The organism is Jiella pacifica (assembly GCF_010500815.1).
GTDB lineage: Bacteria > Pseudomonadota > Alphaproteobacteria > Rhizobiales > Rhizobiaceae > Jiella > Jiella pacifica.
Map to the genome: position 1 here is coordinate 1 of NZ_JAAAMG010000033.1, position 23,519 is coordinate 23,519.

Annotated in this window: 23 protein-coding genes and 1 pseudogene; 7 read left to right on the plus strand and 17 right to left on the minus strand. The window is 68.1% G+C overall.

Annotated features, from left to right (window positions below; genetic code table 11):
- The 4 genes from GTK09_RS24515 to GTK09_RS24530 form a co-directional block, all read left to right on the plus strand.
- A partial coding sequence (locus tag GTK09_RS24515) for a TonB-dependent receptor domain-containing protein (protein WP_163466042.1) occupies positions 1-1,453 on the plus strand: 1,453 nt, incomplete at its 5' end.
- A gap of 150 nt (positions 1,454-1,603) precedes the next feature.
- Complete coding sequence (locus GTK09_RS24520) at positions 1,604-2,203, plus strand: biliverdin-producing heme oxygenase (protein ID WP_163466043.1); 600 nt, start codon at positions 1,604-1,606, stop codon at positions 2,201-2,203.
- Positions 2,204-2,315: 112 nt separating this feature from the next.
- On the plus strand, positions 2,316-2,687 hold the full coding sequence (locus GTK09_RS24525; protein WP_246218116.1) for a YbaN family protein: 372 nt from the start codon (positions 2,316-2,318) through the stop codon (positions 2,685-2,687).
- Entirely contained in the window at positions 2,684-3,580 is an 897-nt protein-coding gene (locus GTK09_RS24530) for an energy transducer TonB family protein (RefSeq protein WP_163466045.1), read from the plus strand. Before GTK09_RS24525 ends, GTK09_RS24530 begins: the two co-directional genes overlap by 4 nt.
- A gap of 102 nt (positions 3,581-3,682) precedes the next feature.
- Here GTK09_RS24530 and GTK09_RS24535 read toward each other — a convergent pair whose 3' ends face one another.
- Complete coding sequence (locus GTK09_RS24535; RefSeq protein WP_163466074.1) at positions 3,683-4,183, minus strand: RNA polymerase sigma factor; 501 nt, start codon at positions 4,181-4,183, stop codon at positions 3,683-3,685.
- A complete protein-coding gene (locus tag GTK09_RS24540) occupies positions 4,183-4,470 on the minus strand; it encodes a hypothetical protein (RefSeq protein ID WP_163466046.1) in 288 nt (95 codons plus the stop codon). The genes GTK09_RS24535 and GTK09_RS24540 overlap by 1 nt, the downstream gene beginning before the upstream one ends.
- A gap of 520 nt (positions 4,471-4,990) precedes the next feature.
- Between GTK09_RS24540 and GTK09_RS24545 the strand changes: the two genes are divergently transcribed.
- Positions 4,991-5,518, plus strand: a complete 528-nt coding sequence (locus tag GTK09_RS24545) for a hypothetical protein (RefSeq protein WP_163466047.1) — start codon at positions 4,991-4,993, stop codon at positions 5,516-5,518.
- 222 nt (positions 5,519-5,740) lie between these two features.
- Positions 5,741-6,259: a cupin domain-containing protein gene (locus tag GTK09_RS24550; protein WP_163466048.1), complete on the plus strand. Its 519-nt coding sequence runs from the start codon at positions 5,741-5,743 to the stop codon at positions 6,257-6,259.
- 23 nt (positions 6,260-6,282) lie between these two features.
- Here GTK09_RS24550 and GTK09_RS24555 read toward each other — a convergent pair whose 3' ends face one another.
- Positions 6,283-7,209 carry a LysR substrate-binding domain-containing protein gene (locus GTK09_RS24555; protein WP_203561191.1) on the minus strand — a complete coding sequence of 309 codons (927 nt, stop codon included), beginning with the start codon at positions 7,207-7,209 and terminating at the stop codon, positions 6,283-6,285.
- A 142-nt stretch (positions 7,210-7,351) separates the two neighbouring features.
- Here GTK09_RS24555 and GTK09_RS24560 point away from each other — a divergent pair, with 142 nt between their 5' ends.
- Complete coding sequence (locus GTK09_RS24560) at positions 7,352-8,224, plus strand: DMT family transporter (RefSeq protein ID WP_246218117.1); 873 nt, start codon at positions 7,352-7,354, stop codon at positions 8,222-8,224.
- 36 nt (positions 8,225-8,260) lie between these two features.
- On the opposite strand, the gene GTK09_RS24565 is transcribed toward GTK09_RS24560, so the two are convergent.
- From GTK09_RS24565 to repB, 14 genes and pseudogenes are all read right to left on the minus strand, one after another.
- On the minus strand, positions 8,261-8,911 hold the full coding sequence (locus tag GTK09_RS24565; RefSeq protein WP_312869957.1) for a GntR family transcriptional regulator: 651 nt from the start codon (positions 8,909-8,911) through the stop codon (positions 8,261-8,263).
- Between the two features lie 28 nt (positions 8,912-8,939).
- Positions 8,940-10,787 (minus strand): allophanate hydrolase, encoded by a 1,848-nt coding sequence (gene atzF / locus GTK09_RS24570; protein ID WP_163466049.1) that lies wholly within the window; start codon positions 10,785-10,787, stop codon positions 8,940-8,942.
- 228 nt (positions 10,788-11,015) lie between these two features.
- Positions 11,016-11,357 carry a cupin domain-containing protein gene (locus GTK09_RS24575; RefSeq protein ID WP_163466050.1) on the minus strand — a complete coding sequence of 114 codons (342 nt, stop codon included), beginning with the start codon at positions 11,355-11,357 and terminating at the stop codon, positions 11,016-11,018.
- A 131-nt stretch (positions 11,358-11,488) separates the two neighbouring features.
- Positions 11,489-12,148 (minus strand): annotated as a pseudogene (locus GTK09_RS24580) (cysteine hydrolase family protein); the annotation flags it as partial.
- On the minus strand, positions 12,148-13,749 hold the full coding sequence (locus GTK09_RS24585) for an ABC transporter ATP-binding protein (RefSeq protein WP_163466052.1): 1,602 nt from the start codon (positions 13,747-13,749) through the stop codon (positions 12,148-12,150). The pseudogene GTK09_RS24580 and the gene GTK09_RS24585, both read right to left, overlap by 1 nt.
- A complete protein-coding gene (gene atzD, locus GTK09_RS24590) occupies positions 13,749-14,858 on the minus strand; it encodes a cyanuric acid amidohydrolase (protein WP_163466053.1) in 1,110 nt (369 codons plus the stop codon). The genes GTK09_RS24585 and atzD overlap by 1 nt, the downstream gene beginning before the upstream one ends.
- A complete protein-coding gene (biuH, locus tag GTK09_RS24595; protein ID WP_163466054.1) occupies positions 14,858-15,583 on the minus strand; it encodes a biuret amidohydrolase in 726 nt (241 codons plus the stop codon). The genes atzD and biuH overlap by 1 nt, the downstream gene beginning before the upstream one ends.
- A 274-nt stretch (positions 15,584-15,857) precedes the next feature.
- On the minus strand, positions 15,858-16,874 hold the full coding sequence (locus GTK09_RS24600) for a formamidase (RefSeq protein WP_163466055.1): 1,017 nt from the start codon (positions 16,872-16,874) through the stop codon (positions 15,858-15,860).
- A 17-nt stretch (positions 16,875-16,891) separates the two neighbouring features.
- Complete coding sequence (locus GTK09_RS24605; RefSeq protein WP_163466056.1) at positions 16,892-17,815, minus strand: ABC transporter permease; 924 nt, start codon at positions 17,813-17,815, stop codon at positions 16,892-16,894.
- Positions 17,812-18,927, minus strand: coding sequence for an ABC transporter permease (locus GTK09_RS24610; RefSeq protein ID WP_163466057.1), 1,116 nt, complete (start codon positions 18,925-18,927; stop codon positions 17,812-17,814). Before GTK09_RS24610 ends, GTK09_RS24605 begins: the two co-directional genes overlap by 4 nt.
- 7 nt (positions 18,928-18,934) lie before the next feature.
- Positions 18,935-20,041, minus strand: coding sequence for a BMP family ABC transporter substrate-binding protein (locus GTK09_RS24615; RefSeq protein ID WP_203561192.1), 1,107 nt, complete (start codon positions 20,039-20,041; stop codon positions 18,935-18,937).
- A 383-nt stretch (positions 20,042-20,424) separates the two neighbouring features.
- The gene (locus GTK09_RS24620) at positions 20,425-20,688 is read right to left on the minus strand and encodes a hypothetical protein (protein ID WP_163466059.1); all 264 of its coding nucleotides are present in this window, start codon (positions 20,686-20,688) and stop codon (positions 20,425-20,427) included.
- 364 nt (positions 20,689-21,052) lie between these two features.
- Positions 21,053-21,901, minus strand: a complete 849-nt coding sequence (locus GTK09_RS24625; protein WP_163466060.1) for a helix-turn-helix domain-containing protein — start codon at positions 21,899-21,901, stop codon at positions 21,053-21,055.
- A gap of 325 nt (positions 21,902-22,226) precedes the next feature.
- Positions 22,227-23,393, minus strand: a complete 1,167-nt coding sequence (gene repB, locus GTK09_RS24630) for a plasmid partitioning protein RepB (RefSeq protein ID WP_163466061.1) — start codon at positions 23,391-23,393, stop codon at positions 22,227-22,229.
- Between the last annotated feature and the right edge of the window lie 126 nt (positions 23,394-23,519).

The window sequence follows — 23,519 nt, forward strand, 5'->3', positions numbered from 1 at the left end:
AGTCTTCAACACCTCCGAGGACACGTTCTCGGCGCTGGCCAAGGGCACGGTGCGATGGGGTGAAGACCACAGCCTCGAACTCGGCTACGTCCATTTCGAAAGCGACTTCGGCGAATCCATGGGCAGCCTCCTGTTCCAGCAGGACGACGGCTTCCGGCAGGTCAAGCTCTCGGAGGTGAGCACCGACACCCTCACGGCCCGATACCACTGGGACCCGGTGGACGACATGTTCGATCTGCGCTTCAACGTTTGGGCGAGCAAGGCGGAAAGCACGACCAGGGCCGTCGCCGCAGCGCCCGATTTCAGCCAGTGGGGCATCATTCCGGCCGACGAGCCCCGCTACACGCGCACCTGGACCTATGGTGCCGACGTAACGAACACCAGCCGCTTCGACCTGGACGAGGGGCGGTTCCGCTTCGACTACGGCCTGTCCTATCTCGTCGAAGACGCGAAGGGCGACGAATATTGCAGCCGCACCTTCACGCGCGACCGCTGCGTCTGGCTGCAGCCGAGCGTCGGCACGAGAGACGTCGGCAGCGTGTTTTCGCGCGGCGAGTGGGAGGTCACCGACTGGCTGAAGTTCGACGCCGGCCTGCGCTACGACTTCTATCGGCTGGAGGACGAGGGCCCCACCGCCGTAGCGGGGGACAGCACACGTGACGGAGGGCGGCTCAACCCATCGCTCGGCGTGACGCTGACGCCGCTGGAAGGCCTGCAGCTCTTCGCCCGCTATGCCGAGGGCGTGCGCCCGCCGACCCTGCGCGAAACGATGGGCAGCGACGCCAACGCGATCCCCAATCCGGACCTGGAGCCGGAGACGACCAAGAGCACGGAACTCGGCTTCAACGTCCTGCGAAACGCGGTGCTGACGCAGGACGACAAGGTCCGCCTGAAGGTCGCCTATTTCCACAACGACCACGACGACTACATTTCGCGCGTCCCCTCGAACGCCGGACCCGGCCAATACGTCTTCACCTTCGACAACATCGACAAGGCGATGTTCGAGGGCATCGAGGTTTCCGGCGGCTACGATGCCGGCATCTTCTTCACCGACTTCGCCTTGACCCATTATACCGACTACGAATTCTGCCGGGGCGGGGTCTGCGGCGATGCGACCATCGATACCGACTATGCCGTGGCGCACATTCCGGCCGAGACGTCCCTCAGCCTGACGATGGGCACGCGTCTGTTCGAGGAACGCCTGGTTTTGGGAGGCCGTGTCACCTATGCCGGATCGCGGCTTGCTCCTCTGACCTCGTCCGACCGCCAGCGCACGCCCTTCTGGCTGCCCTACACGACGGTCGACGCCTTCGCGAGCTACGAGTTCAACGACAACCTGACCTTCGACATGCAGGCGGAAAACCTGTTCGACCGCTACTATGTCGATGCGCAGGACGGCTGGGTGCCGGCTCCCGGCCGCACCATCCGGGCCAACGTCACCGCGAAATTCTGACCCGGCGGAGCGAGCCCCCGACGAGCGAAATGATCGTCCGGCAGTGAAAAAACGGACGGCTCGTTCGTTTCACCGGATGAAGGCGGCATCTTTGAAGGCCGGGCCTCTCGCAAGGGCCCGGCATGACGCGGCGCAGAAAAGGACGCATCGATGAATCTCCAAGTCCCCGGGATCGTGGCAGAGGAACGCGGCCGGTCGCAGCGCCTGAAGGCGGCGACCCATGCGACCCATGATCGCCTGGACGCGGCGATCATGGCGGCGGAGCCCTTCCGCGACCGCGAGAACTACGGCCGGTTCCTCGCCGTCCAGCACGGGTTCCACGCGCAGATCGACCCGCTGTTTTCCCATGAAGGTCTGCAGGCCCTGCTTGCGGACCTGAAGGACCGACGGCGCCTCGATCTGATCCGCCGGGACGCGGCCGATCTCGGCCTGCCGCTCCCCGCTGCAGTTCCCGCAATCCCCTCCGAGCCGGTCGACACCGCAACCGCGCTCGGCTGGCTCTACGTGGCGGAAGGCTCCAACATCGGCGCGGCCTTTCTGTTGAAGCATGCGGCAAAGCTCGGCCTGTCGGAAACCTTCGGGGCGCGGCATCTGGCGGGCGCCCCGGAGGGGCGCGCGAGGCACTGGAGGAGCTTTACGGCGGCACTCGACGCGGTCGATCTCGGCGCGGAGGAGGACGCCCACGTCGTCGCCGGCGCCGAAGCGGCCTTCCGCCATGTCCGCGCTATGGTCGACGAGGTCTTCGGGTGAGCGCATCGCCATGAGCCGAAGCAAGCAGCATCGCCCGGGCATGCCCCGTCCAATTCACAGGAGTCCCCTTCACCAAGGGCGGCGCGCAGGCTTCTTCGCGCTCGGGTGCCTGATGCTGCTTTTCGGCTTCGTCGGGGCCTTGCTTCCGGTCATGCCGACGACGATCTTCCTGATCCTCGCCGCCGGGTGCTTCGGCCGGTCCTCGCCGCGCCTCGAGACATGGCTTCTGCAACATCCGCAATTCGGTCCCGTGCTCCGCGACTGGCAGGATCACGGCACGATGCCGCGCCGCGCCAAGGCCATGGCGTTCGCCGGCATGGCGGTGGGTTACGCGCTGTTCTGGAGCTTTTCCGCTCCCGCGACCTGGATCGCGGCGGTGGTCGCCGCGCCGATGATCGCCTGCGCCTTTCTGATCGCGCGGTGGCCGGAGCGGCCGACCTCCGCCCCGCCGCAAAGCCATGAAGGCGAAACCGGCGCGTCATGATCATCGCAGGCGGCGCAACGGAGCAGCGGCACCCGCTCGGCGAAGTGGTGCTTTGGGCCGGCGCGGCGATCGTCGTCCTCGCCCTTCACCTCGCGGCGGTGGCTTGGCTGATGCGCGCGCCGCCGCCTATCCCTGCGGAGACGAGCCCGCCCCCGGCGATCATGATCGATCTCGCCGAAATGCCGGAGGCCGTCCAGACGGAAGAGACCGAAATCTCGCCCGATCGGGAAACCGCCGAGGCGAGCGCGTCGGCGGAAACGATGGAGACGCCCGACGAGGCGCCGCCGGAAGAGGTCGCCGACGTCGAGCCAGTGCCGGTCCCGCCCGAGCCGACCGAACGGGCGAGCGTAGCCGGCGCCCCGGTGCCGGATGACCCCACGGAGCAGGTTGCGCTGCCGCTCGACCATGCCGAGGTGCCGATCCCGACATTCCGTCCGGCTCCGCCGAAACCGAAGAAGCAGGCGGTGAAAAAGCGCGAGCCGCGCAAGCCGCCGGTGAAGCGGCGCCAGCCGCGGAACGCCGCCGCGAAACAGGCGACCGAAGCGCAGGCGCGCGCTGCGCCCTCCCGGCGCAACGCCGCCCGCCAAAACGCCTCCGGGCTGCTGTCCTCGGTGACGCCGGCCCGGTGGCAATCCCGCCTCATGGCGCATCTGGAACGGCGCAAGCGCTATCCGGCGGGCGCCCGCTCGCGCCGCCAGGAAGGCACGGCCTATGTGCGCTTCCGCATCGACGATGCCGGCAACGTCTTGTCGGTCTCGCTGGCCCGGTCCTCCGGCTTTCCCATCCTCGACGACGCCGTCCTGTCGCTGGTGCGCCGGGCCTCGCCCGTCCCCGCGCCGCCGCCCGGCGTCGACAGGACGATCACCGCGCCGGTGCGGTTCAGCGTCAGGTGAAGGCCACGACGGAAGCGAGGGCGGAGCGGCGGCGATGGCAATCCCGCCCCGCTGCTTCGTCAGGCGGCACTTCTCTCAACGGATCCCTGCGATGTCGAAGGCCTATCCCTCCGCCTCGTTGAGGCGGGCACGCAGATGCAGATAGGCTCGCCGGATCAACGTCCAGGTGCGCGAGACCGACAGCCCCAGTTCGCCCGCCACCTCGCTCATGGTCCTTTCTCCCAGGCGATGGAGTTCGAAGGCCCGGCGGGTCGGCTCGGGCAGTTCCTGGAGCGCCCGCTCGACGATCGCCAGACGCTGCCTGTCGTAGACGATGGTCTCAGGCCCCGGGGCCGCGTCGGCGACCCGCTGGAACTCTTCATCGGTCAGATCGGCGCGCTCGACATGCCGCTCGCGGCGGTAGAGATCCACCGACAGGTTGCGGGCGATCTGGTGCAGATAGGCGCGCGGGTTGTGGGCCTTGCCGCGGGGAGCGGCGGTGATGATCCGCACGAAGGTGTCCTGGGTGAGGTCGGCGGCGGTTTCGGCGCTGTGACCACGCCGCCTCAAGAAGCGGTCGATCTCCCGCGCATGGCGGCGGAAGAGGTTCTGGACGTCCCACATCAGCGGCACACCGGGGTCGCCCCGCGCGACGAACCGAGCCGGCGCGGTTGCATCGTGATACCGCAAGGCGAAGCAGCGATGCGCGCATCCGCGTCGCTGCGCTTCTTCTCGCGGGAAGCCGGCGAACCCGCTGCCTTTTCCGTCTCGATGCGGCGCTCATCGACCGCGACTTTTCCCATCATTCCCGCCCACCGGAACTCGGCCGCGCTGGGCGCGACAGATACATGACTTAAATCATCATGTTTATTAGCAGGGGCGGTTTTCGCCGGCAACAGCGTTAAATTCAACCGATTCCAGACATGTCGAGCGGGTACTGCCTGATCGACGTCTCGCGGCGCGATCGCGGGACAAGTTGCCGTCTACCACCGGGCCGGCAGAGCCGATTGCGGAGCCGAGCGGGCAACGCATGCCGCCAGCCGAACTGACGGCCCGTCCGTCGTCATCCACCGAATTCTGCCCGGGCTCGAAGTCGGGCGAGACGGCGACCCACCACAACATCCCCCGTACTGGGCCGCCTAAACGTCTGGTCTTCAATCTCTTTCTTCGGCCCCGTCCGCATCCGGGCAAGAGCGGTGAAGCTTCGTCGAAGAAGTGCGAGCGGCTTCATCCGACGATGGAGCGAAATGGACTATCCGATCCGCCGGTTTCCCGGTAGGACTGCGCGCAACCGTCACCATCGACCCCCGATCCAAGGATCGAGCGCACGAAATCGGTCGGTGATACCTCGTCGTCGAACGCCGAGGTCGGCCCTCGCCAGCCAACGGCGCGACGTCACATCTTCATCACTTTAGGCCACGCTGACACATCATGAGAAAGCAGACCCGACCTTTCGCCGTCGAGATCAAGCGCACCAAAGGCTCGCGCCAGCCCTCCCCCTTTCTCGATCTGCCGAAGGAGGCCGGTGCGCCGAGCCGGAACGCCAGGCAGGATGCGCACGCGTTCGTCCTGCCCCCGATCGAGCCGGCGGGCCCGGCGCCGCGCATTCTGGAATCGACCAGTCCCGGCTGGTCCCCCCCGGCGGTCCCAGCAGCCGCCAAGCCGAAACGCGGCCGCCCCCCCAAGGCGCGCGCGCAACCGACAGCCGACGCCCTGCCCACCACCATGGCCGCGCCGGAGGCTCCTTTGGAGCTTCACACCAACGCGACCCCGACGAAGATCGACGACGCCGAGGCCGACCTTCCGGCCGAGACCGCCGCGGATCGCCCCACCTTCGAGGATGGGGTCCCCATGCAGCCCCCCATGCAGCCCCAAGTGCGACGCCGCTCCCGCCGCCCCGCCACCGAGGGCAACATCGGCAGCCGCTGGAAGCGCCATCTGCCGCGCTGGAAGCGCTAGGCTCGGGCATCCGCCGGCGATCGCATGGCAGAGCAGGGCTCGGAGCATTCGGCTCCGCTGGCCTCTCCGGCGGCGGGCGGATCGGCGACCGACGTGCCTTTGCCATGGTCGACGAAGGCCGGAGAGACACACTGCGACCTGAGCTTTCCTCCCCGCCCGCTGAGGCCAACTCAGTTGCCAACGAACGCGGCGCAGGGCCTATTGCCGGCAGGAGGTCCGTCCATGCCCCAAGATCCCCCGCGCCCCGCTCCCGTCGTCCGCCTGGACGACTTGTCCCTCGCGCCGCAAGTCCATGGCGAGCGCTTCGCCGCCGCCATGGCGGCCATCGCCGGCCCTTTGGGCGCCGCACATCTCGGTGCGCGTCTGGTCGAGGTGCCGCCGGGCAAGGCCGCCTGGCCGTTCCACGCCCACCACGCCAATGACGAGTTGTTCGTGATCCTGTCTGGCACGGGCGAGCTGCGTTTCGGCGAGGAGCGCCATGCGGTGGCGGCGGGCATGGTCGCGGTGTGTGCGGCGGGCGGCGCCGAGACCGCTCATCAGCTGATTGCCACCGGCGAGACACCCTTGCGCTACGTCGCGGTGAGCTCGATGCGCGAGCCGGACGTGATGGAATATCCCGACAGCGGCAAGATCACCGTCTTCGCCGGCGCCGCCCCGGGCGGTGACAAGGCGCGGCGGCGTTTGGCAGCCTCGTTCCGGGCCGAAGACGCGGTCGACTACTGGCAGGGCGAGGAGGGATGAGCGGGGAAACGTGACCGGCTTCGTCAGGGCCGCGCCGCCACCGCGCGGCTATCTTCCGCCGCCTCGACCATCCAGCGGCTGAGATTGCGTACGCGCCGATCGCGCGCCAGGGCCTGCGGATAGACGAGATAATAGCCGGCGCCCGTCGCAACATGATGCGGGAACAGCGCCGCCAGCCGCCCCGCGCCGACGTCGAAGGCGGCGATCTCGAGGCCCGCCAGCGCTATCCCGGCCCCGTCCATCGCGGCGCGCAGCGAAAGCCCGGCGGAATCGACCGTCACCACCATCGCGGGCCGGATCGGCCCGCCCGGCAGGGACGCATTCCAGCGCGCATAATCCGCTTTGCGATGCCGGGATAGAAACAGCGTCATTCCCGAAATGCTCTGGCGCAGGCGATTGGCATCGTCGTGGACGAGCCCGGACGCGCCGAAGAGCCCGACATGTTCGGCAAACAGGAGATCCGCCTGCAAGCCTTCCCAGAGCCCTCTTCCATGCCGGACGCCGGCATCCGCCGCGCCGGCGGCCAGATCCACCGCCTCCTGGGACGTCGAGATCAACAGGTCGAACCCCGCCCGCTCGAACGGATAATGGATCAGCCGGGGCGAGAACCAGTGGGCGGCGAAGGTCGGCAGCATCGACAGGCGCAGCGGCCCGCTGCTGCGCTCCTCCTTGAGGCCGCCGACGGCGTCGGCGATGCGGCCGAAGCCTTCCGCAAGGCCCGGCGCCAGCCTGGCCCCGGCCTCGGTGAGTTCCAGCGCCGGGCCGACCCGCCGCATCAGCGTCAGGCCGAGACTGTCCTCCAGCCCGCGCAACTGATGGCTGACCGCCGAAGGCGTCACGCCGAGTTCCGCCGCCGCATCCTTGACCGACAGATGCCGTGCCGCCGCCTCGAAGGCGCGCAGCGCGTTGAGCGGCACGGTGAGCCGATGGGATGAGGGGCGATGGTCCATGGACATAGTCTCGCACGATTTCGTCCAGCTGCAGCCATTCCGGCCGCGATCATTTCGCATACCCCCGCAAAAACCACCGCCCCTCGATGTCGTGACTTCCCCTCGCCGTCTGCTAGGAGAGACCCAATGATGGGAGGGCGCTTTGCAGACGAATTCGGGGGGCGTGCAGGGCCACGCGGTCGGCATTGCGTTGATGTGCGCGGGTGTCGCCTGCCTCAGCATCAACGACGCCCTCGCCAAGGTGCTGACCGAGCGCTATTCGCCGCTGCAGATCCTGTTCCTGCGCAATCTCATCGCCCTGCCCTTCGCGCTCGCGATCGCCTGGCGGATGGGCGGGACGGCGGCCCTGCGCAGCCACCGCCCCCTGGCGCATCTCCTGCGCGGGATCCTGTGGATCGGCGCGACCGTCCTGTTCTTCACCAGCATCATGCATCTCGGCCTTGCCGAGGCGACCGCGCTGATCTTCGTCGCACCGCTGTTCATCACGGCGATCTCGGCGGTGTTCCTCGGCGAGACGGTCGGCCGCTATCGCTGGCTGGCCGTCCTCGCGGGATTTTTAGGCGTGCTCATCGTCGTGCGGCCGGGCACGTCGTCGTTCCAGCTCGTGTCCCTCCTGCCAGTGGCGACGGCCTTCGTCTATGCGCTTTTGATGCTGGGCGCCCGATGGGTCGATCCGCGCGAGAGCGTCTGGACGCTGCTCCTCTATCTCACCGGCATGGGCGCCTTGCTGAGCGCGCTGATCGTGCCCTTCGTCTGGCGGCCGGTAGAGGCTCACGACCTCTGGGCCTTCGTCGCCATCGCTTTGTTCGGGACGGCGGGAATGACCATGATGACCCAGGCGTTCCGGCTGGCGCCCGCCGTCGTCGTCGCCCCGCTCGACTATACGGCGCTCCTGTGGGCGACGGCGCTCGGATGGCTGATCTGGCAGGAGCGCCCCGACATGGCGACGCTCGTCGGCGCGGCGATCATCATCGCCAGCGGCGTCGTCACCATCTGGCGGGAGCATAAGGCGTAACCGGCTCTCCCCGCGCCTTTTTCGCCCGGGCCGGTCTCAGCGCTGCACGGCGAGATCGACGGCGTCGACCGCCTGGCGGACGATGAGGATGTGGGCGCGCATGGCGCTCGCCGCGGCCTCGCCGTTCCCGGAGACGATCGCATCCACGATCCTTTCATGTTCGCGGTGCGACAGCTCCGGCCGCTGAAACGCCTCGAACTGGAGATTGCGGAATGGCGCCAGCCGGCGGCGGACGGCCAGCGCCGTCTCTTCCAGGAAGGCGTTGCCGGAGCCGGCATAGATCGCCGCATGGAAGCGCTCGTTGTGGAGACGATAGCCGGCGACGTCGTTCGCCAGAGCCGCGCCCGCCCCGCTTGCGTGCAGGCTCTGCAGCGCCTGCAGGTCCTCGCCCGCCATGGCGGTGGCGCAAAGCCGGGCCGACAGCGCCTCGAGCTCGGCCATGACGACGAAGGTCTCGTCCAGCTGGCGCGGCGTCAGGCTGACGACGATCGCGCCGCGATGGGGGCGCGACAGGGCGAGGCCGTTGGTCTCCAGCTGCCGCAGCACCTCGCGGATCGGCGTCCGCGAGACGCCGTATTCGGCCGCGAGCGAGGTCTCGTCGAGAGGATCGCCGGGCCTCAGAGTGCCGTGGACGATCCGGTCGGCGAGAGCCTCGCGGATCATGTCGACCTGGGTGCGCTTCTTCACGCCATGCTCATCATATGCAACCGTGACGTCAGAGCGCAGTCTTGCGCGAAGCGAGGTAGTTTTTCCAGCCTTCGAACGCGGTTATCTCCCGGGCATCGGCGATCCCGACGGGCTCGCAGATGAAGCCGGCGAGGCTCGTGCCGTCGTCCAGCGTCAGTTTGCCGATGCCGAGCGGTGCCGGAATGCCGTCGACGAAAGTGGCAAAGCTGGAAGGGTCGAGGGACCAGACCTCGATGGCGATCCCCGGCCCGCCGAAGCCCGGCTCCCGGACCAGACCCGGCTTCGGCGGTACCGTGTCGAGGGCGTAGAGCCGATAGTCCGGCGCGGTCTTCCCAGCCCGTTCGAACCGGGCATCTCGATCGGTCAGCTCGTGATTGAGCGCCATGCCGGTCAGATGGGCGCCGACGACGGCGATCTCGATCCGCCCGCAGGACGCTGCGCTCCCCTGCGCCCCGTGCATCTGGTTGGAGATGTTTTGATTAGCCGGTTTATGGACTGCCGGCGGCGCGAACTGCCGGTCGATTCCCGCGCCGCAACGGGCGGCCTCGTGCAGCGCGGCCGCGAAGGGGCCGAGCGCCTCGTCGGTATCCCGCCTTGCCACCAGCTGCACGCCGAAGGGCAGGCGCTCGCCGGTGAAGCCGGCGGGGACTGCGATCGCCGCGCAGCCGAAGAAATTGGCGAAGTTGGTGAAACGACCGAAGCGCGCATTGAGGGCGATCGGATCGGCCAGCATCGCCTCGACCTTCTGGATGTCCGGTGAGGTCGGCAGCATCAGGCAGTCGACCTTCGCCCATTCGGCCTCGGCCTCCCGGCGCAGCGCCTCCAGCCGGTAGGCGCCGCGAAAGGCATCGGCGGCCGTCATCGTCCGCCCGCCCTCGATGATCTGGCGCACCGTCGGATCGAGGCTGTCCGGCCGTTCGTCGAGGAACGGCTCGATCGCGGCAAGCCGCTCGGCCACCCAGGGGCCTTCATAGAGCAGCGCCGCCGCCTCGCGGAACGGCCGGTAGTCGAAAGGAACGATCGTCGCTCCCAGCGCCCGCGCCCGCGCGATCGCCGCTTCGTAGAGCGCGTGATAGGCGCCGTTACCATAAAACTCGCGCTCGTCCTCGCCCGGAACGCCGATCCGCAGCGTCTGCGGCAGGGCTTCGTCGGCAAAGCGGCGGGCATAGACGTCGGCCGGGTCGAACCCTTCCGCGATCCGCCGCGCCGCCATGCCGTCGGCGACGCTGGCGGCAAAGACGGTGACGACGTCGATCGACCGGCAGGCCGGCACGACGCCGGTGGTGGACACGCGGCCGGGCGAGGGCTTGATGCCGACGATGTTGTTGAAGGCCGCCGGCACCCGGCCCGAACCGGCGGTGTCGGTCCCTAAGGAAAACGCCGCGACACCAGCCGCGACGACCACCGCCGAGCCGGAGCTCGAGCCGCCCGACACGTAGGACGCATCGAAGACGCAACGCGGCGCGCCATAGGGCGAGCGCGTGCCGTTGAGGCCGGTGGCGAACTGGTCGAGATTGGTCTTGCCGATCAGGATGGCGCCCGCCTCGCGCAGGCGCTTCACGACGGTGGCGTCGGCCGTGGGTTCATGGGCGTAGTCTGGGCAGCCGGCGGTGGTGGGAAGGCCTTCGACGTCGATATTGTCCTTTACCGCGAAGGGCAGGCCCCACAGGGGAAGGCCGTTCGGCTCGGGAGCGCGGGCGAGCAGCGCCGCGGCGTCGGCGAGGATGTCGGCCCGCGAGCGCTTGGCGATGAAGGCGGCGGGATCGGCGGTTTCCATGCGGTCCGCGACGGCGGTCATCACCTCGGCAGGCGTGGTGCCGGCGGCATAGAGGGCGCGCAGGGCGGCGAAATCGAGAATGGTCGGCAGGTCGGTCATGTCTCCCCTCCCCGGGGGTATGGCTTTGTCATTGTCTGTTCTGCATCGGCGCGCCCTCACCCTTCGAGGCTCGACGACGCTTGCGCGCCGGCGAGCACATCAGGATGAGGGCGGTCGCGTTTCCGGCGGTGTTTGCAGGCCGATGCGAACCTTCATCCTGAGGTGCGAGGTCGCCGAAGGCGGGCGAGCCTCGAAAGGGCGAGGGTTCCGGCACGATGCCCGTCCTCGTCATCCATCTCCCAATATCCGCACCGGCGCCGCCCAGGAGATCAGCACCAGGCAGCCCTCGGCAGACCAGACGCGATGGCGACTGCCCGGCTGGTTCAATACCAGATCTCCCGCCCGATAGGTGCCGTCGTCGTCGGATTGCGAGCCGGAGAGGACGAGGATGGTCTCGAGCCCGGTGTGCTCGTGCATCGGCACCGAAGCGCCGGGAGCGTAGCGCAGCAGCGCAGTCTCGCCTTTGTCGCCCTGCCCCGAAAGCCGGGCGATCTCGACGCCGTCGCGGAACGGCTCGAAGGTGACGGCGGCAAGGTCGAGCTCAAGGAAGCTAGAGAACACCGCCGGCATCAGAGACCCGCCCCGAGACCGATGGGTGCCGGCGAGACGGGCTCTGCAGTGCGGCTGCTTCCTTCTGGCGCCGAATTCGCGAATGCGGGGTCGCCGGCATCACCGGAGCCCGCCGCCGCGCCTTCTCCCGCAGCCAACCCCGCGACGATCGCCGCCACCGGCGCCGCCCAGCCGACGATCGCCCCCTGCGCCACGATCATGTCGATCGCCGCCTGCTTGAACTTGGCGAAATAGCTTTCCGTCGCGTCCTCGGCGATCAGGCATTCGAAGCCGCGGTCATTGGCCTCGCGCATCGTCGTCTGGACGCAGACCTCCGTGGTCACGCCGGCGAAGACCAGCTGCGTGACGCCCAGCGCTGCGAGATGGGCCGAGAGGGCCGTGGCGTAAAATGCCCCCTTCCCCGGCTTGTCGATCACCAGTTCCCCGGCGATCGGGAAGAGTTCCGGCACGATCTCCGCCCCCGGCTCGCCGGCGATCAGGATGCGGCCCATCGGCCCGGCATCGCCGATCCTCGATCCCGGCGCGCCGCGCGAAAGCTTGGCCGGCGGGCAGTCGGAGAGATCCGGCCGGTGACATTCGCGGGTGTGAATCACCGGGCGGCCCGCCGCGCGAAACCCTTCGATCAGCCGCGCCGTCCCCGGCACGATCGCCTGGAGGCGGGCGACGTCGTTGCCGAGGCTTTCGCCGAAGCCGCCGGGCTCCAGGAAGTCGCGCTGCATGTCGATGACGATCAGCGCTACCCGGGCGGGATCGAGCTTGAAGTCGAACGGCCTTGCCGCAACCGTCACCATCAGTGAAGCCCTTCTGTTCCGGCGGCCGAATGGCCGGCCATGTGGGCGCCGATCTGCCGCGTGTCGGCCTTTTCGCCGCCCTCGCATTCGAAGACGATGCGGCCCTCGAACATCACGGCGATGCGGTCCGACAGGGCAACGACCTCGTCGAGGTCCTCGGAGACGAGAAGGACGGCCGCGCCATCGTTGCGGGCTTTCAGGATCTGCGCCCGGATGTCGGCGACGGCGCCGAAATCGAGCCCGAAACAAGGATTGGCGGCGACCAGCAGGTCGGTCTCGCCGGAGAGTTCGCGGGCAAGCACCGCGCGCTGGACGTTGCCGCCGGAGAGGGTCTCGATTCTTGCCGAGGGCGACTGCGTCTTGACCGAATAGGCGGCGATCAGCCGCTCGGCATCGCGGCGCATGCCGCCCTTGTCGAGCAGCCGGCGCGGCTTGCCGTCCGGGGCCCTGTCGAAGGCGCGGAAGGCGAGGTTTTCGGCGACGCTCATCTTCCCGACGCAGGCGTTGCGCAGCGGCTCTTCCGGCAGGCAGCGCACCTTCATCGCCTGGGCCGCGGCGCGGCTGGCGTCATAGGTCTTGCCCTTGACGCGGATCTCGCCGGCGTCGGGGCGCGCCTGGCCGGAGATCAGCTCGACCAGCCGGGTCTGGCCGTTGCCGGAAATGCCGGCGATGCCGACGATCTCGCCGGCTCGCACATCCAGCTGCTCGATCGCAACGGAGCCCCGCGTCCCGGCATCGCCGGAGACGAGATTGCGGGCGGAAAGCACCGGTTCGGTCTCTCCGGCATGAGCCACACGGTCCGGCACGGCGGCAAGCTCCCGCTCGCCGATCATCATTTCCGCCATGTCGGCGGTGGAAAGCTCGGCGACCTTGCCGGCCCCGACCTTGGCGCCCTTTCGCAGAACCGTGACGCGGTCGCAGAAGGCCGTCACCTCGGCGAATTTGTGGGTGATCAGCAGCACCGACATGCCGCTCTCGGATGCCAGGGCGCGAAGGAATCCGAGCACCTCGCGCGCCTCGTCCGGCGTCAGCACCGAGGTCGGCTCGTCGAGGACGAGGACGCGGGAGCCGAGATAAAGCTGTTTCAGGATCTCGGTCTTCTGGCGCTCGCCGGAGGACAGCCGGTCGACCTTGGTGTCGAGCGGCACCTTCAGCGGCATCGTCTCGAGAAACTGCGACAGCGCCCTGCGCTCGGACTTCCAGTCGATGACGCCAGGCACCTCGGTGCGCGACATCACGAGGTTTTCGAGCACCGTCATCGACGGTACCAGGGTGAAATGCTGGTAGACCATGCCGATACCCAGGCGCCGGGCGTCGCGCGGGCTGGCGATCGTCTGCTCGCGGCCATCGAGGATCACCGACCCGTCGTCCGGATGGTAATAGCCGAGCATGCATTTGACGAGGGTCGACTTGCCGGCGCCGTTTTCGCCGAGGAGGGCGTGGAACTCGCCGGCGTGAAGCTCGATCGAGACGGCGTCGAGGGCGGTGAAGGCACCGAAGCGCTTGGTCAGGCCGATGGCTTCGAGCAGCGGGCGCACGCCGCGCCGCTCGGCGGCGGGGCCCGGCTCTGCGACGTCCTCGACAATGGCGACGGCTGACATCAGCTTACTCCCTTGGCGCGGGCGGCGATGGCGGCGACGGGGCCGCCGCCGTCCGGCCCCTGATGCTCGGCGCCGCCGGAGACGAAGAGCTCCGTCAGGCCGGTGAGCCCCGCCAGCGCGCCTCCGGTGAAGGCACGGGCGTGGCGGGTGGCGGCGATGTCGCTGTCGTCGAGCATGGTGTGGCGGGCCCCGCGCAGCCGCCCGGTCGAGCCGGACTCCGCCTTGGCGAGGAGGGCGACGAGGCGCTGGCGCTCGTCCGGCGAAAGCTGGCCCGCGGCGGCAAAGCCGAGCCGCGTCAGGGCCTCGCGCACGGGCTCGACGTCGATGCCGTCGGCCATCACCGCGTGGTCGATGGCGAGCGGCCCGCACCATGCCTTGCTCATGCCGAGGACGACGATCTCGTGGTTGGCGAGTTCGACCCCCGCCGAGGCGCTGGCCCGGCCGGACGAGAGCGCGACATCCGTGCCGATCGCCGCGTCGTTCATCGCATGGGCCTCGATCTCGCCCAGCGCCAGGGCGACGCCGAGGGCCGAGGCGCCGCGGGAAAACCCCATGGATTTCAACGTGTCTCGCGTTGCCGTCGCCTCGCCCCGCGCCTCGGCGGCGGCGATGCGTTCGGCGGTGAGAAGCGGGCATTTGATCTGGACGAAGTGAACGTCGGCCGGATCCTCGATGCCGGCCCGGTGCATCGCCTTGGCGACGCCCTCGGCCACCAGCCAGACCTGCCCCATGCGGCCGAGATGTTCCGGCGCGAGATCGCCGGTATGGGCGACGCCGATGGCAAGGGCCGGACCCTCGCTGGCTTCATCCGCGACGTCGCGGCACTCGAGCACGAGAATATGCGGCGAGAGCGCGCCCTCGGTGCCGCCGGACATCACCATGGCGATGCCCGCCACCGCCTCGCCGGGCAGATGCTTCGCAAGGCAGGCCGTCAGCGCCGAGACCGCGAAGGCCCGGGTGAAATCGTTGACGCAGCCATTGCCCTCGGTCTTGCCGAGAATGGCGACGATCCCGGCCGGATCGATCCGCCCGGCGGCGATCGCCTCTTCCAGGCCGGAGACGTCGTCCGGCGCGGCGGTGGCGATCCGGTGGACCAGCGCCCGCCGCATCAGGAAATCGCCGCAATGAAGGCGTCGCTGGTGGCGACGGCGCCGAAGACCCCGCCCTGCATCTTCACCATGTCGAGCGCCGCGAGGTGGTTTTCGAGCTTGGTCGCCCCTGTGCAGTCGGAGAGGATGAGGCACTCGTAGCCGCGATCGTTGGCGTCGCGCATCGTGGTGTGGACGCAGACGTCCGTGGTGACGCCGGTGAGGACGATGTTGCGAATGCCCCTGGTCTGGAGCACGAGATCGAAGTCGGTTGCGAGGAACGAGCCCTTGCCCGGCTTGTCGATGATCGGCTCGCCGGCGATGGGCGAAAGCTCCGGAATGATTTCCCAACCCGGCTCGCCGCGCACCAGAATGCGCCCGCACGGCCCCTGATCGCCGATCCCGGCGCCGATCCTTTGCGAGCGCCAGCGCTTGTTGGCCGGGAGGTCGGAAAGGTCCGGCTTGTGGCCCTCGCGGGTGTGAATGACGGTGAAGTCCTTTTCGCGGGCAACTTCGAGAAGCCTGGCGATGGGTTCGATCGGGGCCCGGGTGAGCGAGATGTCGTAGCCCATGGAATCGACATAGCCGCCGGGAGCGCAGAAATCGACCTGCATGTCGATGACGACGATGGCGGTGTTCTGGGGCGTGAGATTGCCGTCGAAGGGCCAGGGATAGGGTTCGGAGGCGACTGTGCGGCCGCCGGGGACGAAGGCGGCGTCGATGCGCTCGTCTAGGTTGGTGGTCATCGGCGGGCTCCTTGTCGGGGATGTGTGGGCGGCTCGATGGTCAGGCGCCGCGCGGCGGTACCCCCCTCTGCCTGCCGGCATCTCCCCCACAAGGGCGGAGATCGGAGGCTTCGCCGGTCGCCTGCTATCCTGAAGCGTTTGCGCAGGCCCCGGTCTTCGCGGTTGGCGGGCGACATCCGAGCAGGGTCGATCTCCCCCCTTGTGGGGGAGATGTCCGGCAGGACAGAGGGGGGTGCTCCAGCCGGACCGCTCGAAGAAAGGGCCTCGGAAAACATCACTCCGCCGCGTCCTCGTAGCGCTCCCCGAACATCCGCGTCGGCGCCGGAAAACCGCACGAGGTGCCGTCCGTCACCTTGACCTCGTTCTCCCACGGCACCCGGTATTTCCCCGCCACCATGTCGTGCATGAAGGTATAGGGGCAGTCCTGCGCGCCGCCCTTCACGGCGACATAGCCGCGGTGGCCGAGCTGGTAGATGTTGTTTTCCACGCCCCAGCCGGCGCGGGCCTCGCGCACCAGATCGGGGCGCACCTCCGCGGTGATGATCTCGTCGGGCCGCCCGGTGGTGCCATGGGCAATCACCGTCCCGTCGAAGTCGACGATCATCCCCTCCCCCATAGAATCGAACGACCCGTCCGAGCCGCACATGCAGACGTTTGCGGTGATCATCAGGTTTTGGAAGGAATTGGCCTGGTTGGTGAAGCGCCAGGACTGGCGGATCGGCGCGGTGTAGCCTGCCGTGCGCAGCATGATCTCGGCGCCCTTGTAGGCGCATTCGCGGGCCATTTCGGGGAACATGCCGTCGTGGCAGATGATCAGCGCCAGCTTGCAGCCATTCGGCCCGTCGATCACCGGAATGCCCTTGTCGCCGGGCTCCCACGGCTCGACCGGCACCCAGGGGTGGAGCTTGCGATAGTTGAGGACGATCTCGCCGGCGTCGTCGATGACGAGGCCGGTGTTGTAGGGCATGCCGCCGGGGTTCAGCTCCATGATCGAGAAGCAGCCCCAGATCCTGTTGTCGACGCAGGCTTGTCTGAACGCCGCGACTTCCGGCCCGTCGACCCGGCACATGATCTCCGGGTTGATGTCCATCGACAGGCCGTGCAGCGCATATTCCGGGAAGACGACGAGATCCATCGTGCCGAGATTGCGGCGGGCCTTACCGACCATGGCGACGATCTTGTCCGTCTGCGCCTTCAGGTCCGCTTTTGTGACGACGTTCGGCAGCTGCAGCTGGACGCAGCCGATGACGACGCCGTTTTCCGATTTGTTGAGACCGCCGAGACCGTTCATGGCTTGGCTCCTTGGGTTCACTTGGTGATGGAAAGTTCGCGCGGCGCGCCTTCGAGCGCCCGGCGCGGCGAGGAGGTGGCGAACAGGATGGCGAGCGTCAGGATGTAAGGCGCGGCATAGAAGAGATAGTAGCCGGAGGTGACGCCGACCGACTGGAGCGCCGGGCCGAGCGCCCCTGCCCCGCCGAAGATCAGCGCCGCGCCGAGGCAGGCAAGTGGGTTCCAGCGCGCGAAGATCACCAGCGCGACGGCGATCAGCCCCTGGCCGGACGAGATGTTCTCGTTCCACGAGCCCGGATAGTAGAGCGACAGATAGGCCCCGGCGATGCCGGCCATGAAGCCGCCGAAGGCGGTGGCGGTGATGCGAACGGGAATGATCGGATAGCCCATCGCCCGTGCCGCGTCGGCGCTGTCGCCGACCATGCGCAGGATCAGCCCGATCCGGGTGCGCTTGAACACGAAGAGGAGGAAGACGGCGATGACGACGCCGATGAGGAGCAGCGGCGAGACCTCCAGCGCCGAGCGCAGCTGCGGAACGTCCGACCAGCCGCCGAGCGACAGGCCGGGCAGCATCGGCGCGGCGGGCTGGATCAGCGGCTTGCCGAAGAAGAAGGCGAGGCCCGAGCCGAGGATCATCAGCGCGATGCCGACCGCGATGTCGTTGACCCGCGGCAGCGAGCAGAGCGCGGCGTGGAGGAGGCCGAACAGCGTGCCGGCGATGCCGGCGAGAAGCACGCCCGCCCAGGGATTGCCGGTGAGATAGGAGCCGCCATAGCCGGCCATGGCGCCGAAGACGAGCGTGCCTTCGAGGCCGAGATTGATGCGGCCCGACTTTTCGGTGACGCATTCGCCGAGGCTGACGAAGAGAAACGGCGTCGACACCCGCAGCATGCCGCCGAGAACGGCGATCGGCACCGCCCAGAGACCGAGATCCTCGTTCATGACGCCCCTCCCGCCTTGGCGTTGCGGCTCGGCAGAAGCCGGCCCGACAGGGTTTCGGAGACGAGGATCGAGACGAAAAGGATCCCCTGAAGCACGAGGACGGTGGCGTCGGGCAGATCCATCCGCCGCTGGATGAAGCCACCGGCGGCGTCGATCCCGCCGATGAGCAGCGCCATCGGGATGATCGCGATGGGGTTCTGGCGGGCGAGGAAGGCGATGAGGATGCCGGTATAGCCGTAGCCCGCCGCCAGCGAGGCGTTGGCCGAGCCCTGCACGGCGGCGACCTGGATCATGCCGGCGAGCCCGGCGGCGGCCCCGGCAGCGGCGGTGAAGGCGAGGATCAGCCGCCCGACGGGAAGCCCCTGCACGGCCGCGGCCCGGGCGTTGCCGCCGGCGATCCGCGCGGCGAAGCCGAAGGTGGTGCGCGACAGGACGAAGCCGGCGGCAAGGCAGGCGACGATGCCGACGAAAAAGCCCCAGTGAACGTCCATGCCGGGGATCTCGCCGACCCGCATGTCGTCGGGCAGCGGCACGGTGGACGGCTTGTTGAGGCTTGCCGGATCCTTCAGCGGGCCCTCGACGAAATGGTTCATCAGGGCGATGGCGATATAGGCCATCAACAGGCTGGAGATCGTCTCGTTGATGCCGCGATAATGCCGCATCGCGCCGACGAGGCCGATCCACAGGCCCCCGGCGCAGAGGCCGGCGAGCGCCATCATCAGGATGGCAAGCGAGCCCGGCGCAAAGCCGAAGAGCGGGCCGACCACGGCCGCCGCGAGTCCGCCGAGGACGAAGGCCCCCTCCCCGCCGATGACGACGAGGCCGAGCTGGGCGGGAAGCGCCACGCAGAGCGCGGTGAGAAGCAGCGGCGCTGCCCGCGTCATGGTGTTCTGGAGCGAGAACCAGGTGCCGAAGCCGCCGCGATAGACCAGCTGGTAGAACTCCGCCGGGCTCTTGCCGTTCGCCGCGATGAACACGCCGAACAGCGCCAGACCGGCAAGAAGCGCGATCAGCGGAATGAGAAAGCCTTCCAGCCGCCGCCGCCCGACCTCACCGAGGAGCGGACGGGCGCGCGGGCGAAAGAGCGGCGCCGGGTCGGTGATCTCGCTCATCGCGCCCTCACGAGGTCGAGCCGATGACGCCCTCGACGAGGTAGTCCATGCTCTCGAGCTCGATGGCGGTCTCGGGATATTCGTTGCCGGCGGCGACGACGTCGTTGCCCTTGTTGTCCTTCAGCGGCCCCTTTATGACGGCAAAGCCGCCCTTCATCACCTCGGCCTTGACGGCATCGGCCTGCTTCTTTGCCTCCTCCGTGACGGCCGGGCCGTAGTCGGAGATCTTGACGAAATCTTCGGCCAGACCGCCGCGGACGAAATTCGGCAGCTCCTCGCCGGCGAGCGCCTTCTCGGCGAACATCTTGTAGACGGTCGCCCAGTGCCACTCGGCGCCGGTGAGGTATTTCTCCGGGGCGAGCGGGGCCTGGCTGGTGTGATAGCCGGTGACATAGGCGCCCCTGCCGGCAGCGGTCTGGACGAACACCTTCGGGCTATCGACATGGCAGGTCAGGACGTCGGCGCCCTGATCGACCAGCGCATTGACCGCCTCGGCCTCCTTGACCGGCATCGCCCAGTCGCCGGTGAAGATCACCTGCGTGGTGATCTCCGGATCGACGCTTCTCGCGCCGAGCGTATAGGCGTTGATGTTGAGCAGAACCTGCGGGATGGGCTTGGCCGCGACGAAGCCGAGGCGCTTCGACTTGGTCATATGGCCGGCGATGATGCCGCAGATATACTGCGCCGTGCCGATATAGCCGAAATAGGAGCCGGCGTTCTTCGGGTCCTTGTCAGTCCACAGACCCCCGCAATGGCGGAACTGGACGTCCTCGTAGGCCTTGGCGGTGTCGACGACGAAGGGATTGTAGTAGCCGAAGGACGTCGGGAAGATCAGCCCGGCGCCGTCGAGCTGGATCATCGATTCCATGGTTTTGACGACGGCGTCGCTCTCGGCGACGTTCTCTTCCTCGATGATCGTGAGGCCCGCCATGTCCCTGATCGCCGCGGCGCCCTCGGCATGGGACTGGTTGTAGCCATAGTCGTCGCGCGGGCCGACATAGACGAAGCCGGCAGTCAACGACGCGGCGAAGGCGGGGCTCACCCGGCCGAGCAGCGGTGCGGCTGACAGCGCAGCGGTGGTGGCAAGGAAGCGGCGGCGGTTCATTGGCAGCATCGGTCGTCCCTTTGTCTGGTCCCCGGCCATCCCGAGGTGCCCGGTTCATGTGTCTCGCCGCGGCGGCTTCCCGAGGGCTGGCCGCGACGCCCCGGGAACACGCGCCCGGGCCTCGGGTTGGATTGCATGCAATGGCCGTGCCAAGTCTGAGATAGCGCGTTGGCAATGGGTTGGGGCGGGGAAGCACGCGCCAGATTGCTGCAGTTCTGAGCAATTGCGGCAATTGCATGCAATCTTTTGCGCCATGCGGGCAGGAGGGAGAAGGACAGCCCGCATGGCTTTGACGCGCACTCTTCCCGTGTGTCGTTGACAGCTGTCAATGGCTCAGTCTCCGGCGTTCTCGCCATCGTTGAGGCTGGCCAAAAGCTGACGCAACTCGGCAATCATCCAATCGTTTGCCGGAGCCAGCTGCCCGCTCCCGGTGAGCTTTTCTGCGATGGCACCGCCGAAGAGAAATGGCCCGCGCCTCGGCAGGAAACGGTCGCGAGACGCCAGTGATTGGCGATCGCATCACGCCCCCATTTGCCGTTGCCCGGGACCTGCGGCACCAGTTTTCTTGCCGCCTCGACAGCCAATTCAGCCAGATTATCGAAACCACGATCGGTCTTCCTCACAATGATGGTGCAGAGGATCTCGATCCGCCTCACGGACTTCGGTCAGGGCGAGAGCAAGCTTCTGGCTGAAGTCGTCGATCCCACCGAGGAGTGGCCTCTAGGTGGTGCAATCAGAAAGGCACGGGTCTTATCGATCACGGCTCTCGAAGAATGTCAGCCATAGCGATGATGGTCTCATGCCAACACGACGCGTCCCGTGGCCGAAGGGCAAGGGACGTCAGCCGCCGCCGTCGCGTTGACAGCTGTCAACGACGTCTTCCGGCTCTGATCCGGCTTGATCAAAGGCCTCGCAATCTGGCCAAGGGGTTCCGGTAATTTCAAGCCAAGCGCCCTCATCCGCTCGTCTCTCTCCAAGCGATTCATCCTCTTCTGGCGTGGCAAGCGGGCTGGGTCAGGTCTATCCGCCGCCCTTGCACCAAAGCCCCTCAGATATCTCCCGGCGAAATCTTCTCCTTAAAGAAGAATCTTGATGGATATGGTTGTTGGGCGACAGCACTGTCACACCTTGGAATGTCGGTTTTCGTTGCATTTCGATCACCAGCGCCGGCACGGGCAGGGACGTGGCTGCTGCTGCCCGGCGGGTCGCGGCGAAGGGGGGAAACGGCAGACGCTCGCGCTCCGGCGCCTCCGCCAGCCAGGCGGCGAGGCCTGACTGTTCGGCGAAGAACGGCAGCACCTTGTTCGTCAGCGTTATCACCAGCCCGGTGTGGAACCCCTTTGCCGTCTTGCGGATGCGCGCGGCGATGTAGCCGAAGCGTTCGAGGTCGAGGAGATAGCGGCGGATGGTGCGGGCTGAGCGCTGCATCGTCGCCGCCAGCGTCGCCTTGGCGAACTGCGTCACCCGGCCCTTGCCGCAGCGGGCCCGCAGGACGACGAGCAACGCCTTGGCGCCGGGGGTGAGCCGGTCGTCGCGCATCGCCGTCGTCGCCATCGGATTGGCATATTGCCGCGACGGCTTTGGGGCAGGGCGGGTGTGGCGCGGCCGGGGGGTCGGCCGAGGGGCGCGGCCTTTCTTTCGAGGCGCGGGGCAATCGACGGACGCTTCGGCGGCTGCGCCGATCCTTGCCGAGCGCCGCTCGGCCTCCTCGAGCGAAATCAGCCCGGCGCGAAAATCCGCCCAGATCGCCGCCTTGGCCGTGAAGACCTGGGAGGGTGGTTCGGCCTTGAAGGCGGGCTGCTCGGTAGCTTCCGCCTTGGTCCCAGAGCGGGTGCGGGGAGCGGCGCTGGAGCTCCTGGCCGCCGTCATTCCCGCCACGTCGGCGTGCGTCGTCGCCTGCCCGAAAACCGTTTCCCGGCCGGGCGTCCTCCGTGCGCGAGGCGCACGCCATCCTTGTTCCGTCACGTTCGCCTTCCTTGCGCGAGGCAAGAAAAGCCCGTGGCGGGGAACCGCGAAGCTGCTTGACGTGTAAGTCGGGAGGGCCTAGATCGGAAGGTGTCTAGTCTTACAGATCAGGTCCTGTTGCGGCTCCCGCTTCGGGGCCTTTTCTTTTGCCGTCTTTCGCGTCTCCATTTTCAGTCGCGTCTTGCTCGTCGAAACCGATCGACGAGCGGTGAAATTCGTCGCCTGGCCTTCAGGTCGACGTGTCCTCCGACGGTCCGTCCACCGAGCCTTCAGTCTCCCGGCCATCCTCGGCCGCCGCCTGGAAATCCCGGTAGAGCCCCGGCAGTCGCGCCGCGACAAAATCGGCAAAGGCCTCGGCGTCGCCGGTCTGGAAGGCCAGCGCAGGGCGCGACCGCGGCCCGCTTCTTGCCACCGCCAGAACAATGCCGTCATTGACGGTGATCTTTCTTTCACCGGCGGCCTCGCGGCCACGCGAGCTGCGGTCCATGCGCTTGTAGAGCGCGCGAAACCGTGCGTCGGAATCCGTCAGAGCGCGGAAGGCGTCGCGCGCGACGAAGTCCATCGCGACCTCGCGCCCGCCCTGGCGCTCGATCTTTTCGCCGAGCTCGCCCCAGCGCGGCCGCCCGGCCTTCGGCGCCGGGCCGACGGCCTCGGCAATCGCCACCGGGATCCGGTGAGCCACCTGGAGGAGTCGGGTGAGCTCGGTGTTGTCGATACCGAGCGCCGCGCGCATCGTCTCGCGGGAAAAGCCGCGCGCCTCCAGCCCCTTGGCGAAGAACGCCCGCTCGATGAAGGTGAGGTCGCGCCGCTCGGCGTTCTCGCGGCCCTGCGCGAGCACCAGTTCGTCGTCGGTGAGCGGCCGGACGATCGCCTTGACCGGGAGCCCCAGATCCTTCGCCGCCCGCACCCGGCGATGGCCATAGGCGGTCTCGAAGAAGCCGGCGGCCGCCTTGGCCGGGTCGCCATGCGGGCGAAGCAGCACCGGCACGCTCTGCCCGTCGGCGGCGATCGAGGCCTTCAGGGCGTCGAAGCCCGGATCGAGATCGCCGGCCCGCGACAGCCGGTCGACCACCGGCGAGGGCAGGATCATCTGCGGATCGATCGACACGACATGGCCACCGGCGCGCACGTCCTCGCGCAGCTTCCGGGCGGCTTCGGCCTCCTTCTGGAGTTCGCCCCAGGAGCTGCGCATGGCGTTGATCGCGCCCGAGCGCGCATGCTCGCGATGGGGTTCGCGGGGCGCCTCATCCGATGCGGCGGGCAGGGACGGGGAGGGCGCGTCGTCCTGAGCGCTGTTGCGTCCCGCCGGCTCTTCACCTGCATGCTGCGAGCCGCTCTTGGCATCGCCTGGGGCGGCGGAGAGGAGGGCGCGCAAAGCGTCCTTGCGTTTCACCATCGCCTTCCCTCCCTTTCGCTTGGATGCATCTCAGCCATGGCCGGCCCGTCGCGCCAGGATGAACGAGGCGGCGCGGGGTGGGGATAAGTTTTTTCCGAACGGAGCCGCGAAGTGGCCCGCAAACGA

Excerpts from the sequence above, each read along its gene's own strand:
- GTK09_RS24520 (WP_163466043.1), top strand. The coding sequence starts at position 1,604 with ATGAATCTCCAAGTCCCCGGGATCGTGGCAGAGGAACGCGGCCGGTCG.
- GTK09_RS24525 (WP_246218116.1), top strand. The coding sequence starts at position 2,316 with ATGCTGCTTTTCGGCTTCGTCGGGGCCTTGCTTCCGGTCATGCCGACG.
- GTK09_RS24530 (WP_163466045.1), top strand. The coding sequence starts at position 2,684 with ATGATCATCGCAGGCGGCGCAACGGAGCAGCGGCACCCGCTCGGCGAA.
- GTK09_RS24535 (WP_163466074.1), bottom strand. The coding sequence starts at position 4,183 with ATGTGGGACGTCCAGAACCTCTTCCGCCGCCATGCGCGGGAGATCGAC.
- GTK09_RS24545 (WP_163466047.1), top strand. The coding sequence starts at position 4,991 with ATGAGAAAGCAGACCCGACCTTTCGCCGTCGAGATCAAGCGCACCAAA.
- GTK09_RS24550 (WP_163466048.1), top strand. The coding sequence starts at position 5,741 with ATGCCCCAAGATCCCCCGCGCCCCGCTCCCGTCGTCCGCCTGGACGAC.
- GTK09_RS24555 (WP_203561191.1), bottom strand. The coding sequence starts at position 7,209 with ATGGACCATCGCCCCTCATCCCATCGGCTCACCGTGCCGCTCAACGCG.
- atzF (WP_163466049.1), bottom strand. The coding sequence starts at position 10,787 with ATGACCGACCTGCCGACCATTCTCGATTTCGCCGCCCTGCGCGCCCTC.
- GTK09_RS24575 (WP_163466050.1), bottom strand. The coding sequence starts at position 11,357 with ATGCCGGCGGTGTTCTCTAGCTTCCTTGAGCTCGACCTTGCCGCCGTC.
- GTK09_RS24585 (WP_163466052.1), bottom strand. The coding sequence starts at position 13,749 with ATGTCAGCCGTCGCCATTGTCGAGGACGTCGCAGAGCCGGGCCCCGCC.
- atzD (WP_163466053.1), bottom strand. The coding sequence starts at position 14,858 with ATGCGGCGGGCGCTGGTCCACCGGATCGCCACCGCCGCGCCGGACGAC.
- biuH (WP_163466054.1), bottom strand. The coding sequence starts at position 15,583 with ATGACCACCAACCTAGACGAGCGCATCGACGCCGCCTTCGTCCCCGGC.
- GTK09_RS24600 (WP_163466055.1), bottom strand. The coding sequence starts at position 16,874 with ATGAACGGTCTCGGCGGTCTCAACAAATCGGAAAACGGCGTCGTCATC.
- GTK09_RS24605 (WP_163466056.1), bottom strand. The coding sequence starts at position 17,815 with ATGAACGAGGATCTCGGTCTCTGGGCGGTGCCGATCGCCGTTCTCGGC.
- GTK09_RS24610 (WP_163466057.1), bottom strand. The coding sequence starts at position 18,927 with ATGAGCGAGATCACCGACCCGGCGCCGCTCTTTCGCCCGCGCGCCCGT.
- GTK09_RS24615 (WP_203561192.1), bottom strand. The coding sequence starts at position 20,041 with ATGCTGCCAATGAACCGCCGCCGCTTCCTTGCCACCACCGCTGCGCTG.
- GTK09_RS24625 (WP_163466060.1), bottom strand. The coding sequence starts at position 21,901 with ATGACGGCGGCCAGGAGCTCCAGCGCCGCTCCCCGCACCCGCTCTGGG.
- repB (WP_163466061.1), bottom strand. The coding sequence starts at position 23,393 with ATGGTGAAACGCAAGGACGCTTTGCGCGCCCTCCTCTCCGCCGCCCCA.